Annotated in this window: 18 protein-coding genes; all 18 read left to right on the top strand. The window is 31.1% G+C overall.

Going from position 1 to position 15,802, the window contains the following annotated elements; all coding sequences use genetic code 11:
* Nucleotides 1–56: 56 nt before the first annotated feature.
* The 18 genes from HMPREF0077_RS01315 (at nucleotide 57) to HMPREF0077_RS01230 (ending at nucleotide 15,800) form a co-directional block, all read left to right on the top strand.
* Nucleotides 57–317 (top strand): HPr family phosphocarrier protein, encoded by a 261-nt coding sequence (locus HMPREF0077_RS01315; RefSeq protein WP_004836041.1) that lies wholly within the window; start codon nucleotides 57–59, stop codon nucleotides 315–317.
* A gap of 60 nt (nucleotides 318–377) precedes the next feature.
* Nucleotides 378–2,081, top strand: a complete 1,704-nt coding sequence (ptsP, locus tag HMPREF0077_RS01310) for a phosphoenolpyruvate--protein phosphotransferase (protein ID WP_004836040.1) — start codon at nucleotides 378–380, stop codon at nucleotides 2,079–2,081.
* 3 nt (nucleotides 2,082–2,084) lie between these two features.
* Entirely contained in the window at nucleotides 2,085–2,978 is an 894-nt protein-coding gene (locus HMPREF0077_RS01305; RefSeq protein WP_004836039.1) for a hypothetical protein, read from the top strand.
* Nucleotides 2,979–3,097: 119 nt separating this feature from the next.
* The gene (locus HMPREF0077_RS01300) at nucleotides 3,098–3,931 is read left to right on the top strand and encodes a YitT family protein (RefSeq protein ID WP_004836038.1); all 834 of its coding nucleotides are present in this window, start codon (nucleotides 3,098–3,100) and stop codon (nucleotides 3,929–3,931) included.
* A 17-nt stretch (nucleotides 3,932–3,948) separates the two neighbouring features.
* Complete coding sequence (locus tag HMPREF0077_RS01295) at nucleotides 3,949–4,776, top strand: S1-like domain-containing RNA-binding protein (protein WP_345908454.1); 828 nt, start codon at nucleotides 3,949–3,951, stop codon at nucleotides 4,774–4,776.
* Nucleotides 4,760–5,509, top strand: a complete 750-nt coding sequence (locus HMPREF0077_RS01290) for a peptidylprolyl isomerase (RefSeq protein WP_004836036.1) — start codon at nucleotides 4,760–4,762, stop codon at nucleotides 5,507–5,509. Before HMPREF0077_RS01295 ends, HMPREF0077_RS01290 begins: the two co-directional genes overlap by 17 nt.
* A 9-nt stretch (nucleotides 5,510–5,518) precedes the next feature.
* Nucleotides 5,519–6,886, top strand: a complete 1,368-nt coding sequence (locus HMPREF0077_RS01285; RefSeq protein WP_004836035.1) for a zinc-binding metallopeptidase family protein — start codon at nucleotides 5,519–5,521, stop codon at nucleotides 6,884–6,886.
* An 18-nt stretch (nucleotides 6,887–6,904) separates the two neighbouring features.
* On the top strand, nucleotides 6,905–7,261 hold the full coding sequence (locus HMPREF0077_RS01280) for a DUF1292 domain-containing protein (RefSeq protein ID WP_004836034.1): 357 nt from the start codon (nucleotides 6,905–6,907) through the stop codon (nucleotides 7,259–7,261).
* Entirely contained in the window at nucleotides 7,254–8,225 is a 972-nt protein-coding gene (gene mnmL / locus HMPREF0077_RS01275; protein WP_004836033.1) for a tRNA modification radical SAM protein MnmL/YtqA, read from the top strand. Before HMPREF0077_RS01280 ends, mnmL begins: the two co-directional genes overlap by 8 nt.
* On the top strand, nucleotides 8,203–8,631 hold the full coding sequence (locus HMPREF0077_RS01270; RefSeq protein ID WP_004836032.1) for a hypothetical protein: 429 nt from the start codon (nucleotides 8,203–8,205) through the stop codon (nucleotides 8,629–8,631). The genes mnmL and HMPREF0077_RS01270 overlap by 23 nt, the downstream gene beginning before the upstream one ends.
* A 33-nt stretch (nucleotides 8,632–8,664) precedes the next feature.
* A complete protein-coding gene (locus tag HMPREF0077_RS01265; protein ID WP_004836031.1) occupies nucleotides 8,665–9,210 on the top strand; it encodes a DUF6648 family protein in 546 nt (181 codons plus the stop codon).
* A 1-nt stretch (nucleotide 9,211) separates the two neighbouring features.
* On the top strand, nucleotides 9,212–10,168 hold the full coding sequence (locus HMPREF0077_RS01260) for an RluA family pseudouridine synthase (protein WP_040349306.1): 957 nt from the start codon (nucleotides 9,212–9,214) through the stop codon (nucleotides 10,166–10,168).
* On the top strand, nucleotides 10,168–11,070 hold the full coding sequence (locus HMPREF0077_RS01255; RefSeq protein ID WP_040349219.1) for an ROK family protein: 903 nt from the start codon (nucleotides 10,168–10,170) through the stop codon (nucleotides 11,068–11,070). Before HMPREF0077_RS01260 ends, HMPREF0077_RS01255 begins: the two co-directional genes overlap by 1 nt.
* Nucleotides 11,060–11,758: a response regulator transcription factor gene (locus tag HMPREF0077_RS01250; protein WP_040349217.1), complete on the top strand. Its 699-nt coding sequence runs from the start codon at nucleotides 11,060–11,062 to the stop codon at nucleotides 11,756–11,758. Before HMPREF0077_RS01255 ends, HMPREF0077_RS01250 begins: the two co-directional genes overlap by 11 nt.
* Nucleotides 11,749–13,224 carry a sensor histidine kinase gene (locus HMPREF0077_RS01245; RefSeq protein WP_004836027.1) on the top strand — a complete coding sequence of 492 codons (1,476 nt, stop codon included), beginning with the start codon at nucleotides 11,749–11,751 and terminating at the stop codon, nucleotides 13,222–13,224. Before HMPREF0077_RS01250 ends, HMPREF0077_RS01245 begins: the two co-directional genes overlap by 10 nt.
* A complete protein-coding gene (locus HMPREF0077_RS01240) occupies nucleotides 13,205–14,704 on the top strand; it encodes a hypothetical protein (RefSeq protein ID WP_004836026.1) in 1,500 nt (499 codons plus the stop codon). The genes HMPREF0077_RS01245 and HMPREF0077_RS01240 overlap by 20 nt, the downstream gene beginning before the upstream one ends.
* Before the next feature lie 50 nt (nucleotides 14,705–14,754).
* Nucleotides 14,755–15,330 carry an RdgB/HAM1 family non-canonical purine NTP pyrophosphatase gene (gene rdgB, locus HMPREF0077_RS01235; RefSeq protein WP_004836025.1) on the top strand — a complete coding sequence of 192 codons (576 nt, stop codon included), beginning with the start codon at nucleotides 14,755–14,757 and terminating at the stop codon, nucleotides 15,328–15,330.
* Nucleotides 15,327–15,800, top strand: coding sequence for a YfcE family phosphodiesterase (locus HMPREF0077_RS01230; protein WP_004836024.1), 474 nt, complete (start codon nucleotides 15,327–15,329; stop codon nucleotides 15,798–15,800). The genes rdgB and HMPREF0077_RS01230 overlap by 4 nt, the downstream gene beginning before the upstream one ends.
* Nucleotides 15,801–15,802: the final 2 nt, after the last annotated feature.

The raw sequence follows: 15,802 nt of genomic DNA, 5'->3' as shown, positions 1-15,802 counted from the left end.
AATCCAAAAAATATAGTAAAATAATAATGTAATATAAATTTAGGAGGCATGCAATTATGGCAGAAAGAAAAGTCGTAGTAGCTAATGAAACTGGCCTACACGCTAGACCAGCAGCATCATTAGTTCAATTTGTTAAAAATTACCCAGGTGAAGTTAAGATAATTAAAGAAAACAAAGAAGCAAATGCTAAATCAATCTTCAACGTTATGAGCCTTGGAATTGCTAAAGGAACAGAAATTACCTTAGTAGTAGAAGGTGAAGATGAAGAAAAATTTGCAGATGAATTAGTTGAATTTATCAATAACTTATCTGAATAATACTAATGTATAGAAGGATACTGTTAAGTATCCTTTTTTTAAAATAAGGAGAAATTAATAATGGCCGAAAGATATAAAGGTTTAAAAGCTAGCGGTGGTTTAGCCATTGGAGAATTATACCTATTCACCAGAGACGAAATTGTAGTTGATGATAGAAAAATTAGCGAAGCAGAAACCAAGGCTGAATTTGCTAAGGTAAAGAATGCTATTGATGAATATGTGAAAGAATTATCAAATCTTGATGGAGCAAGCGAAGCACAAGCTAATATTGCAGCTGCCCACACTGAGTTGTTATCTGATCCATATTTTACTGATACAATTGAGTCTAAGATCACAAACGAACTTAAAAATGCAGAGCTTGCCTTAGATGAGACCATTAAAGAAATGGTTGAAATAATGAGTCAACTTGATGATGATTATCTAAGAGAGCGCGCAAGTGACTATAAAGACATAGGTTTTCAAGTTATGTATAAATTGAAGGGAATAAAAGCAAAGGATTTATCAAATCTTGCTAAGGGAAGTATTGTAATTTCTAAGGAGCTTACCCCTTCAGACACATCAAATATGAATAAGGAAGCTGTAGTTGGTTTCGCTACAGATCTTGGTGGTAAGACTAGCCATACTTCAATCATTGCCCAAACTCTTGATATGCCAGCCCTAGTGGGTATGGGAGATATTTCAACTAAGATTAAGGGTGGAGAAAAAGCTATACTTGATGGCAATGAGGGATTATTAATTGTTAATCCATCAGAAGAAGAAATAGCTAAGTATGAAGTTCTAATTAAAGAGCAAAAAGAAAAGAAGATAAGACTTAGAGAAATTAAAGATAAAGTTGCAATAAGCAAAGATGGTAAGAAAGTTGAAGTTTCAGCAAATATTGGAAATCTTGATGATTTAAGGTTAGCTATAGAAAACGGATGCGATGGTGTTGGTCTATTTAGAACAGAGTTTTTATATATGCAAAGCTCTGATTTTCCAACAGAAGAAAGTCAATTTGAAGTTTATAAAGAAGCTACACAAATGCTTGGAGATAAGCCACTTATTATAAGAACACTCGATATTGGCGGGGACAAGGGTTTAGATTATTATGATTTCCCTAAAGAAGAAAACCCATTCTTAGGTTATAGAGCAATAAGGTTATGTTTAGATAAAAAGGATATGTTTAAAAAGCAATTGAGGGCCTTGGTAAGAGCTTCAGCTTTTGGAAATCTTAAAATAATGATACCTTTTGTAGTAAATATTGATGAGCTAAAAGAAGCAAGAAGAATGGTAGATGAAATAAAAGTTGAACTAGATAAAGAAGGAATTGCTTATAACAAAGACCTTGATGTTGGAATCATGGTAGAAACATCTTCATCAGTAATTATGGCAGATAAATTTATTAAATATGCTGATTTCTTCTCTATAGGAACCAATGATTTAACCCAATATACCTTAGCTGTAGATAGAGGAAATGAAAATATAGCCAACCTTTACTCAAACTACAATCCAGCTGTATTAAGAGCTATTAAACATGTAATAGATGTTTCTCACGAAGCTGGAAAATGGACAGGAATGTGCGGGGCTTTCGCTTCTGATACAGATGCAGTAAAACTTTTGTTAGGTTTGGGTCTTGATGAATTTTCAGGTTCATCTGCAAAAATAGCTGAAATTAAGGATACAATTATTAATTCAAGCCAACAAGAAGAAGCAATATTTGCAGAAAAAATTCTGGATTGCGAACTAACAGAGGAAGTAGAAAAATTAGTAAAAGAGCACAAATAAAAAATGACTAATAATTATGATTTTTTGAAACGTAGCAAACTTTTTGAAAATAAAAAAAAGATACAATCAGTTGTTAAAATTTCTGAAAACAAATTTAAAATTAATGCCGATGACAAGTCATATGTTTTTGCCTTGTATGATATGGATTATCATGAATCAATAGCTAATGAAGGATATTTACAAGATATTCTTAAAAATATTGGTTTGGAGCCACTTGAGATTTATGAAGAAGGCATTATGCCAGACAAAAATAAAGCCTATAAAATTTTCGAATATAGGAAAGAAAAATCTCTAAAGGAATTTTTGGCAAAAAGTGATGAAGAAAAGCAGTTTTCTATTGGTAAAAAATTTGGTTTTCTTTTGGAAAAGTTTCACAAAAGCAAAATAACAGAAAATATTGATTGGGAGAAAAAATTCTTAACTAAATCTAATTATCTATTCTATATTCATGGATTATCTGAAGACATAGGAGATAGGGACTATATATTGATTGATTATATTCAAGACAATATTCACCTGACAAAGAATACTCCTATCAATCTCTTGCATGGAAAAATTAATGATAAAAACATTAGGGTCTACGATGGTGACAAACTAGACTTTAGGGGATTGAAAGAAATAGAATATGGCGATGGAGTTTTTGACTTCGTTGATATAAATAAAATTGCAATAGATTATCCAAAATTTGCTCAGGGAGTTTTGGATGGATATTTTAATGGCAAGAGACCTTCTAGAAAGTTTTTTAGGCTATTAAGCTTATACCAAGCTTATGTGATTTTATATAACAAGGTCGATAAGAACATTGATAAAGATCATAATTTAGACGAAAATCAAATTGATGATTTGATGAAAATGTACGATGATTTTAATCGTTTACTCCCAAGCTGGGCAAAGTGAAATGGAGGATGTTGTATATAATCTTAATACAGCATCCTTTTTAAATAATAAAATTTAATTAAGATTGAATATATGATGATTTTATGATAACATTTTATTATACATAACGGAGGAAGCATATGAAAAAATATATGTGGATATTTTTTGGGACCTTTTTAATTTCATTTGGCCTCTATTTTTTCTTAATACAACATGATATTGCAGCTGGCGGTATATCTGGATTTTCACTAGTATTATCAACAATTTTTCCAGCTTTAAGTGTCGGAATATATACCCTGGTTTTAAATATATTTGTTTTAGGACTAGGAATTTGGATTATGGGTTATGATTTTGCAAAAAAATCTTTGCTTGCATCCTTTGCTCTATCAGGCTTTATTATTATATTTGAAAGGTTATTTCCGCATCTTATATTAAGTCATGATAAGATTATAAATATTATATTTGGCGCTATAACAATGAGTCTTGGACTTGCTATAGTTTTTTACCATGGGGCTTCTACTGGTGGAACTGATTTGATTGCATCAATTGTAAACAAATTAACAAATCTACCTATACATATTTGCATGTTTTTAGCAGATTTTGTAGTAGTTAGTCTTTCTGTTTTTGTATTCGGAATAGAGCTTTCCCTATATGCAGTTTTAACTATAATGATTCAATCAATTGGTATTGATTATTTTATCCAAGGTTTTGGAAGGAAGATTGCTATTTTGATCATATCGGATAAGTATAAAGAGGTAAATACAGCTATATTAGAAAAGCATAAGAGGGGAGTTACCTTGCTAAAGGCTGAAGGAGGCTACTCTCAAAAAGAAAAGAATGTAGTAATGACGGTAACTACAATTAGAAATTACCCAAGAATTAGACAAGAAGTTATGAAAATTGATGATAGGGCCTTTATTTTCACATATCAAGTTTCAGAAGTATTAGGTGAAGGCTTTACATTTAGTAACTAACTTATTATTAGGAGAATATTATTAACAAATTTACAATTAAAAGATTTAGCAAAAACAAGGCTTACCTTAAAAGTAAATTGGGTGAAGCTGTAATAGACAAAAAAGAACTAAAAGGGACAAAGCTTGGTGATCAAGTTGATGCAATTATTTTTCATGACATAAATCAAGTACTTAGGGCATCGGTATCTTTCCCTTTCCATATAGGAAAGATTTATTCGCTCAAGGCTAAGGATGTTGATAAAAAGGGTGTATATTTTGAAATTAATGATAGGCAAAATATTTTCATGCCCTTTGCTGAAAGAACCTATAAAGTCTTAGTGGACATGACCTATCCTGTTGCATTCAAAGAAGATAGGTATGGATATGTATATCTTACTTCTAAGATTCGAGATTTATTGACTAATGAACATCCTTATGGAGAAAATGATGAAGTATCAGGAAGGATTTATTCTATTAATAAGTCTATAGGTGCATTTATAGCAGTTGACAACAAGTATGATTCTCTCTTAAGGATTAATGAGCTAAGGGGAGTGCATACAGAAGGTGAACTTATAAATGCTAGAGTAAAAGAAGTAAAGGATGATGGTAAGATTGAGCTATCTTTAAGACAAAGAGCATACTTACAGATGGATAGTGATAGCGATAGGATACTTGATTATCTATATGAAAATGATGGAAGGGTAAATTTATCAGACAAATCTTCACCAGATAAGATTTATAGAATATTTAATATGAGTAAATCTGCTTTCAAAAGAGCCATAGGCAGACTCTATAAGAATAATGACATAGCAATCTATAATGATAGAATTGAACTAAAGGAAGGTAAGAATGAAAGAAGATACTAATAAACTTTTAGCTGAAGTAAATGGCAAAAAGATTTATCAAGAAGATGTTTATCAATTAATGCAAAATATAGAGGATAATCAGAGATTCAATAGCGAAGAAGGACTTCATATTCTTGCAGATGAAATGATTAATCAAGAAATTTTATTAGCAGATGCCTACAATGAGGGCTATGATAAGGATAAGGAATTTGTTGACGAACTTGAGCTTGTAAAAAATAATATGCTAAAAAATTATGCTATGCATAAGATTTTTGAGCAGGTAAAACTTGATGAAGCTGAAGTTAAACAATATTATGAAGCCAACAAAGAAACTTTAAATCCACCTGTTTTGTATGAAGCTTCTCATATTCTGGTTAATGATTTGGCAGAAGCTCAAAAAATCAAGGAAGAAATAGATAAGGGCTTAGAATTTGCTGTAGCTGCAAAAAAATATTCTATTGACCCATCTAAAGCTAATGGTGGCTCTTTGGGAAAATTTCCTAAGGGTGTAATGGTAAAAGAATTTCAAGATGGATTAGATTCTATAAATATTGGCGAAGTATCAAAACCAATTAAATCTCAATTTGGCTATCATTTAATAAAACTGGAAAACAAAGAAAATGTTGATACACCAAGTTTTGACAAAATAAAGGATCAAGTTTATCAAAGATTATTGATGGTGAAAAGACAAGAAGCTTACTTGGATAAACTATCAAAAATAAAAAAGGACTTGGATATAAAGAAATATTACTAGGAAATAAATATGGATTGTAGGTCAGTCAAAGAGAATCTCGATAATTATATAAATAGCCTAAAAGGAGACGATAATCAGCTCCTTTTGGGTCCTTTAGAAGAGTTTATTATAAAAAAAGCAAAAGAAAAAAATCTTGAAATTATTGGGTTTTCTAACTTTTGGTATATTAAAAAGGGTCAAAGTCCCAAAATTTTACTTCATCTAAATATTGACGATAGAAAAGAAAAAAGCTCTGTTTTTTTTGATAACATCGAAAACGTTGACCTAATAAGATCGAATAATAATATAAATCTTATTACATCAGCCTTACTAATCAACTATCTAATCGAATATAGTGATGAAAGCTTTGATATACTATTAACTAATAATAATATACATATAGAAAATGATAATTTTATCAATCTTAAAAATATTATTAGATGCGATAATGTAGTAAACTTGAATTTAAGACAGGCTGATTGCATAGCAAATGAATTTTCAGCTCTTAAATTGTTTTTGAATCAAGTAAAAGTCAGAAGGTTTCAACCAGAATTTCCCTTCAAAACATATAGAGTTTCCTTAAATGGTCTAAGTGGAGGCCATGCTGGTGAAGAGGCTGATAAGGTAAAACTAAATTCAATCAAACTTATTATTGGCATTATAAGAAAGATAAAAGCCAAGGTAGACATTGATATAATCTCTTTAACAGCTGGTGAGAGATATGATTATATACCATCACAAGCCCAAGTAGATTTTATAGTTAAGGACGATTTTGAAGGTGAACTTTTAAATATATTTGATATTGTAAAAAGCGAAAGTATAGAAAAAAATCTAAAATATGAACCAGACATGAACCTAGAATTGGCTAAGCTTGAGGAAAGAAAATACTTACCAATAGATAATGAATCTTTTAACCATCTAGCTTCATTCATTGAACTTACTCCCACGGGAAGTTATTTTGTAAACTCAGTTGATGAGCAAATCGTAAGTTCAACTAATCTTGCAACTGCAAGAAGCCTTAAGAATTATATAAATATGATAATCGTCTTAAGATCTCTTTCAGATGAAAGTATGACGACTATGGTTGATAAGATAAAACTTTCTTCAAAAATATCTTCTTCGGTCATTACCGAAAGATTCAACATTGATAAGTGGAAAAATGATGATAATTTAATGACTGACGTTTTTATAAAGTCTTATATAGAATTATTCAATAGAGATTTAAAGTCGATTAAAACACAATTTTCCCTAGATTCTAGTATTATATTTAAAGATATAAATGTGAAAATCTTATCACTTGGGGTAAAATATAAACAAGGTGATAAGATATATTATTCGAGTATTGGATGGCTAGTTGAGCTAATTGCCTTGCTTGAATATGTACTTAAAAAAATTTAGTAAAAGATAGGAGAGACTATGGCTGAGAAATTTAATCTACATGGTCATGAGGTAGAATTCGGAAAAAATGAAGGCAAGGCTATTATTGAGATAGGCTTTGATGATAACACTGACCAATGTTACCTTATTGATATTTTCACTGTTGATGAGACTGATTATGTAGCCTTATTATTAAGTGAAAGCTCACAGGTTTACTTATTCTACTATAACGATTCATTTGACAATGACGAAATTAATTTAGAGATTATAGAAGACGAAGAAGAAATGGACGAAGTTTTTCATCTATTCTCCCATTATTGGGATGAGGAAGCTTTAGATAATCTAGTTGAGGATTATGAAAGCGATATGGATGATGAAGATATGATTGATGAATAATGGAGTTTATTATTCAGTAAGTGAGTATTACAAAGATACTTACAAAACTAAAGTATATAAATTACCTATAAAGCTTTCCCTTACATGTCCCAACAGAGATGGGGCTTGTTCGAGGGGTGGTTGTATATTTTGTTCAGATGCTGGTGGATCATTTGAGAATTTGCCGAGTTTTATGACAGTAGAAGAGCAACTAGAAAAAAACAAAGCCTATATAGGTAGTAGATATAAAGCGAACAAATTCATAGCATATTTTCAAAATTTCTCAAACACTTACATGTCACTAAAAGAATTCAAAGAAGTAATTAGAGCTTGTAATAAAGACTATATAGTAGCAATTTCTATTTCTACTAGAAGTGATTGCCTTAGCAGGGATAAACTTGATTTTTTGAAAGAATTCAGACAAAAAACTGGAATTGATATTACATTCGAGTTGGGTCTGCAAACAGCTAATTATAAAACACTAGACGTCTTAAATAGGGGAGAGTCCTTAGCTGACTTTATAGCTGCTTGTATTCTTCTAAAGGAGTATAAGATTAGGATTTGTACCCATGTTATTTTATCCCTTCCGTGGGATAATTTGAGAGATGTCATTGAAACTGCAAGGATAATTACTGCATTAGGAGTTAATGAAATTAAGATTCATTCTTTATTCGTGGTGAAAAATACAAAACTTTCTAAGATGTATGAAAATGGCGAAGTGAGTATGATTTCAAAAGAAGAATATCAAAGAAATGTGATTGAATTTCTAAGGTATATAGGCGAAAATATAGCTGTTTCGAGACTTGTAGGAAGGGCTCCTCAAGAAGATACAATTTTTTGTAATTGGGATACATCTTGGTGGCTTATTAGAGATGAAATAGTTGAATATATGAAGAAAAATGGAATTGTTCAAGGCGACAAAAGCAAAAAAATAATTTTTGACAAAATTAAGGGGGAAGAAAATGATTTATTTAGTATTAGGTGAACAAGGTGTTGGCAAAACAAAATATTTAGTAGAGCAAGCTAACAAAGAAAAGGAAAAAGGTAATAACAATATAGTTTTTGTCGATACTGACGATAGTCAAATCAATACCTTAGATCATAAAGTAAGATTGATTAACGCAAAAAGCTACAAAGTTTCAAATATAGACGGACTTTTGGGCTTTGTTGGCGGTATCCTTGCCCGTGATTATGACATTGGAAAAATTTATCTTGATGGAATATATGATATTATTGATATTAACAAAGATAATATAAAAGAAGTTAGTGAAAGACTTAAAAATTTATCTGAGTATTCAAAATCTGACATATACCTAGGATTAGATTGGAAAAAAGAAGACGTTCCTAGCTCTCTAGATGCAGAGATTATTGAATTGAAACTAGAAGATTAGTTATGACCGTCTCAGTTGAGACGGTTTTTTATTATGAACATAGAAGACAAAAAATTAACTATATTTGAAAATTGGAGAAAGGAATCCATTGATTTATTAGAGAAAGCTAAGATTGAGAAAGATGAGTTTTTGGATTTGAATTACAATTTTTTTAGAAAATTAGAACTTAAACCCTTCGCTCAAATAGATACACCACTTAAAGCGATATATAATTATCAATATTATAATGTCATGGCAAAGAAATCTAACTTCGAGGCTAGTTTATACCAAAATTTGAAAAAAAAGAAAAAGTTATATAATAAACTGATAAATGATAGGGAAAACTACTATTATCTCAAGGACTTGGCTACACAAAGATTACTAGAGATTATTGATTACAAAAATTTAGAGTGCTATTACATAAAATTGCAATCTAAAAGACTAAAGGGTAGTATTTATGAAATTCATATACTGGATAGAGAAAAACTTATCCTTCATTCAAAAAACAAGACGATTTTAGATAACTTAAAAGAAAAAGGTGTTTTCAGCGACTTAGCAAGGCAGTCTCTTATTGACTCTTACGTTAATAAATCTTATTAATATGATAGAAATAGTAATAAATGAAAATGATGGGGGTCAAAGATTTGACAGATTTTTGAGGAAATATTTCGAAAATGCTCCCTTATCATTAATTCAAAAGAATATAAGAAAGAAAAATTTTAAGATAAACGATAAAAGAGCTAAGAAAGATGATTTCGTCTATCCTGGTGATTCAGTAAAAATGTATATAAATGATAGTGATTATGACAAATGGCTCACTAGGACTGACTTTAAAGCTCAAGACTTTAATTTGGATATTGTTTATGAGGATGATAATATTATCATTATGGATAAGAGAGAGGGACTTCTAACCCACAGCTCATCAAGAAAAGATTATGGAAATAATCTTGTCGATAATATGTTAGCTTATCTTTATAAGACAAAGTCAATTGATATGACTGACAAAACATTTAAGCCAGCAGTTGTAAATAGACTAGATAGAAATACTGCAGGTCTTGTTATAGGGGCGAAAAATGCCAAGGCTCTCAGGTCTTTAAATAGGGCAATAAGAAATAAGTATATAGATAAGTATTATATGACTATTGTTAATGGTCATATAGATAAAGATTTTTCTATAAGAACAACTATAGCTAAAAATGAAAATAAGAATAGGATCCGAAAATCAGAAGATGGCAAGGAGATAATCACTCATTTTAGGCCTTTAGACTCTAACAAGAAATTCACTCTTTTGGAATGTAAATTAGAGACGGGCAAAACTCATCAGATTAGGTTTTCATTAAAGGAAAACAGGACTCCTATTATTGGCGATAGAAAATATGGAAGTGTCAATAGTAATAGAAAGTTAGAAAAATTTGGCATTCATAACCAAGTTTTATTAGCTTATAAGCTTAGCTTTAAAAAATTTGATGGCTTAGAATATTTAGAGAACAAGGAATTTTATTCAAGTAGAAAGAATTCGATTTTAGAATTAAAAGATAGAATTTTTAAGGAGATATGATGGCTAAAGTAATAGGAATAGATATTGGTGGAACTAAAATTAATGCATGTCTTGTTGATGATAGTGGAAATATTTTAGAAAGAAAAGAAGTTCCTACTAATGCAAATAGGGGACGTGATGTTGTTCTTGATAACATCAAAAACGCAATTTACTCACTATCTTATAAGGATGCTAGCGCAATTGGAATTGGAACACCAGGATTTATAGATTCTAAAAATGGAATTGTTACCTTTGCGGGTAATATAAAAGGATGGACAGGCTTAAATCTTAAAGAAGCCGTTGAGAAATTTGTAGATCTACCAGTTTTTGTGGAAAATGATGCTAATATTGCCCTTGTAGCTGAAAAATGGATAGGATCTTGCAAAGATTATGACAATGTTGTAATGATTACCTTGGGCACTGGACTTGGTGGAGCTATCTATACAAAAGAAGGGGGCTTACTAACAGGTTCTCATTTCCAAGGAGCTGAATTAGGTCATATGATTCTTCATGCAGGAGGAGATCCTTGCACATGTGGGCAAAATGGTTGTGCTGAAAGTTATTGTGCAGGCAGTGCTCTAACTAAGGATTATAAGAAATTGACAGGAAAAGAGCTAAGTGGACAAGCTATTTTTGACCTAGTAGATACAGATGATGCTGCTAGAAAGGTGCTTGAAAACTATCAATCAAATCTAGGATATCTTTTAACATCTTTAAGAAACATTTTTGACCCAGATGTCATAGTAGTTGGTGGCGGAGTAATTCATGCCAAGGATGTATTTTGGGATGGTATGATTTCAAAATATCAAGAGTATTGCAATAAACCTAGTGAAGTGGACATTATTCCTGCAATGTTTTTGAATAATGCCGGAGTTATAGGTGCAGCAAAGATTGCCTTCGAAAGGAATGATAATGGAGAATAAAAAGATTTTAATAGTGGATGATGAAGATCCAATAAGACAGTTTATGAAGATTAATCTTGATTATCAGGGTTATCAAACTGTAGAAGCTGCTAGCGGAGAAGAAGCTATTAAAGTTTTTGAAAAAGAAAGGCCAGCCTTAGCAATTCTTGATATAATGCTTCCTGGTATGAGTGGCTATGAAGTTTGCGAAAAAATAAGGACTGAAGCTCCTATGACTGGAATCATTATGGTTTCAGCAAAATCTCAAGATATTGATAAAATCCTTGGTCTAGAAAAAGGAGCGGATGATTATATAATTAAGCCTTTCAATCCACAAGAGTTAATACTTAGAGTAAGATCTCTTATGAGAAGGGTTAACTTTAGTCAAGACAAGGCAAACAACAAGATTAAAGAAAGTATTAGCGATGGTCCATTTACTCTGGATTTATACGCAAAAAGTTTCTACAAAAATGAAAGAGAAATAGACGTCACACCTACTGAATTTACAATTCTCCAATACTTTATTCAGAATAAAGGAAAGGCCATGACTCGTGATGAAATAATGACAAAGACATGGGGTGAAAATTATAGTAACGATACGAAAATCGTCGATGTGAATATTAGAAGGATAAGAGCTAAGATTGAGGATAACCCTGCAAAACCTGAATATATAGAAACAGTATGGGGTACAGGTTATAGATGGAAATAATAAATAGTGAAGAGTTTATTGATAAGGAAATAAGGTCATATAATAATCAAAATCCAAACGATAGTATTAAATTTACGGTTATAAAGATTATCATGCTTTTTGTAGTAACCATAGTTATAGGTTTTGAGATTTTTGCATACAATAGTATTAGGTCTTACTATGAATCAGCCTTAACTGATTCTATGAGAAATCAAGCAAGAATTAGCCAGCTACAATATAGCAATTATATGAACAGATACGATCTTAATGACATAATCATTGGTGATAAAAATATATTCTATAGGCAAAGCGATACGCAGGTTCAAATTCTTGATAATTCTGGTGTTGTTTTGTTTGATTCGATGGCATCTGATAATGTTGGCACTAATTTAGTAAGTCCTGATGTTAGTGCTGCTATCGAAGGTAAGCAAGATTTTTCTAAAAACAAGATTGAAAGCACAGGAGAAAATGTATTATCTTTGTCTTATCCCTTGTTATCAGCAAATCAGCAAGTAGGGATAATTAGACTTACAAGTTCTATGGATAAGGTAAACAAGAGGGTAAATGATGATGCCTTTTGGTATATTCTTTTTGGTACAATTGTAACGCTTGCTGCCTTAGTTGTTTCATTTTTCGCTGCTTCAAGCTTTATTAAACCAATTAACGGTTTAATAAAGGTATCAGAAAAACTTGCTAGTGGCGATTATTCCGCAAAAGCCGAAGTTAAAGGAAACAATGAGATTACAGAGCTTGCAAATACTCTAAATAATTTAAGCGAAAATATAATCAAAAGGGAAGATATGAAAAATGAGTTTATATCTTCTGTATCCCATGAACTTAGAACACCATTAACATCAATAAAGGGCTGGGCTATTACTTTACAAGCTCCAGAAATTCAAAAAAATGAAGACATGATGAGTCAGGGTTTAAAGATTATAGAAGATGAGGGAGATAGGCTATCAATGATGGTTGAAGACCTTCTAGATTTTTCAAGGTTATCCTCTTCAAGTTTTAAATATGATAAGGAAAAATTAGATATAGTTGCACTTTCCCTACAAGTTTACAGGCAACTTTATCCTAGAACTGAGAATCAGAAAATTGAATTTAATTTTGTTACAGTATATAAGTCAATACCCGTATTTGCTGATAAGAATAGGATTAAAGAGGTTCTGATAAATATAATTGATAATGCTATAAAGTTTACTGATGAAGGGGGACAGATTGATTTAATAATTGATCAAGAAAATGACAAGGTCCTCATAACTATAAAGGATAATGGGGAAGGTATAAAAGAAGATGAAATAGCATTTGTTGCTAGTAAATTCTATAAGGGCTCATCCTCTAAGTCCCAAACTGGTTTAGGTCTTTCTATATGTGAAGAAATAGCAAAAGCCCATGGTGGTAAATTAGTTATAAAGAGCCAGTACGGAAGTGGAACTTCCGTCACTGTTGAAATTCCGAGGTTTAATGATGAAAAAGATAAGTAAATTTTTATTATTTATACTCTCATTTATAATACTTTCATCATGTTCTAATAATAATCCTGAAGAATTAAATAACCTAATTCAAACCCCTAAACAAGGGCAACTATCAATTAATGGAACATGGGAAGTAAAAGAAGTTAGAGGCAAGAAAAACATAGATGAAAAGGACGTTCCACAAAAAGGTGATTTAATATATATTGACAAGAACTTGCTTGCTATTGGCGATAGTTATGCCTTCCCTCCTAGCTTTTCTTCAAAATACGTAAATTTGTCTAAGTATCTGAAAAACAGGGGAATCGAAGAAAATAAAATCGATAAAGATAAAAATGTAGTTGTGATAAATGCCTCCCAGGGACAACTATTCTCGAAGGATTTTATAAAGTTTAGTGATACTGAAATGGCAATAATATCAAATGATAACTTTATTAAACTTGAAAAAATATCTAATAAGGTTGATACGAAAATTTTAAATGTCTATTCGAAAAGGGCAAGCAAAGAAAGGACAACTACAGCTGAGGGTCAAGAGATAGCTGAAGATACAGCCTTACTTGTTGGTGTAAGAGAAAGAGTCGATAATAGCCTTGATGATTCGTTAAATAACTATTACACATATCTTATTAGAATAAAAGATGACGGAAATATTTCCTATAAAAAAGCCTATGGAATTTTCTTAAAGAATAAGGAAGAGTATTGGTTGGTAAATACAAAAAACAATAACATAACCAATAACTATGATGAGCTTTTAGCCTATCCTATAAGACTAAAATCTAAAATGTCAGATCCATCTCTAAGAGCAAAATATTCATTTAAAGATATCAATTTGAACATTAGATTGAATTATGTATCTAATGATTTCATATCAATTGATTATACTAGTATTGCCAATGACAATCCTATTAGAAAGTATGCAATCTTAGAGACTAATGCAGTAAATAATGGAGCATTCCTATCACTTCAAGAATTTACAGGCGAGGAAGACTCGGATCTAATCTTTAGAGAAAGAGTTCTAGAAGAAGCAAATATAAACTTTAAGGGTTTCGATGAGAAAAATCTTTCCTTTGATAATACTAATTTCGGAATAATAAGAAATCAAGGTCAATGGATTTTCCAATCTTCTATTTTCACAGGTGATGGAAAGAATTTTGTACAAAACTTTTTCCCTATGGAAATTGCTATCGGCAATCAGATGCTTAACAAAAATTCTGATAAAAATACTATAACTAGAGATCAAGTTAGAAATATTAATGGTCAGTTTAAAGATTACTACATTCTATCAAATGGTAACTATATAGTAATCCAAACACCTGATGAACTACTAGTCCATAGAATAAAAGATAAACTAATAGAGAAAAAACCTATTTATTCAATACCAACAATAAATTCGACAAGCATAGTAAGCCTGGCTGAACAATCTGGAAGCGGTGCGGAGAATCTAGAATCAGCTTTTGACAATAACAATGAAATAGTAGAGCAACAAAATTAATAACTTGACTAAGTCTTTATATTTCTGTTAAAATTTTAAGAGGAGATTTTATGGAACTATTATTTGCAAGTGGCAATAAAGATAAATTAATAGAGGTAAGAAAACTATTATCTAGCGAAGATATAAAAATGCCGCAAGATCTAGGTATTACTAATTTTGAAGTTGTAGAAGATGGAGAAACTCTAAAAGAAAATGCCTATAAGAAAGCCTATGCTTTGTACAAATTGACTGGAAAGCCGGTATTCTCCGATGATACTGGATTATTTGTCAAAGCTCTTGATAATAGACCGGGTGTTTATTCACATAGGTACGCTGGAGAAAACTGTTCATACCAAGATAATAGGGATAAACTTTTAAGAGAATTAAAAGATAAAGATGATAGAAGTGCATGTTTTAAAACTGTTATTGCCTATATAGATGAAAATGGTTACGATAGTTATTTTGAAGGCATCTTGGAGGGAAGCATTAGCGAGATTGAAAAAGGCAGTGGGGAATTTGGTTACGATAAGATATTTATACCTACTGATACTGACCTAAGTCTTGCTCAGATGACTACCGAAGAAAAAAATCAAATCTCACATAGGGCAAGAGCTATGCAAAAATTCAAAGAGTTTCTTAATTTATGAAAAAAATACTTGTAACAAGCGATACTCATGGCATGTATGATGCTATAAGTGATTATATATTACTTCACAATGATATAGATTTATTGATACATGCTGGAGATTGCCTGGAAGATGCAAAAAAAATAAATTACGAGACTGGCATAGATTACTATGCGGTTAAGGGAAACAACGATTACTTTGTCAATGATGAATATGATAAAATTATTGATATAGAGGATAAAAAGATTTTTCTTAGCCATGGTCACAGGTATGATGTCGATTTCACCTACGAAAAGATATTAGAAAAGGCAAAAGACTCATCTTGTGATATAGTAATATTTGGTCATATACATAGGTTTGTAAATGAATATAGAAATGGAATTCTCTTATTAAATCCTGGCTCTCCATCTCTAGCTAGGGATGGTTTATATGGTTTTGCAATTTTAGAGATAGGTGAAGATATCAAGGTTAAAAGGGTAGAAGCAAACTAGTG

The sequence above is a fragment of the Anaerococcus tetradius ATCC 35098 genome, assembly GCF_000159095.1.
Taxonomy (GTDB): domain Bacteria; phylum Bacillota; class Clostridia; order Tissierellales; family Peptoniphilaceae; genus Anaerococcus; species Anaerococcus tetradius.
Note: the sequence above shows the minus strand (reverse complement) of the source record. Positions and strands in the feature narration are given on the sequence as shown.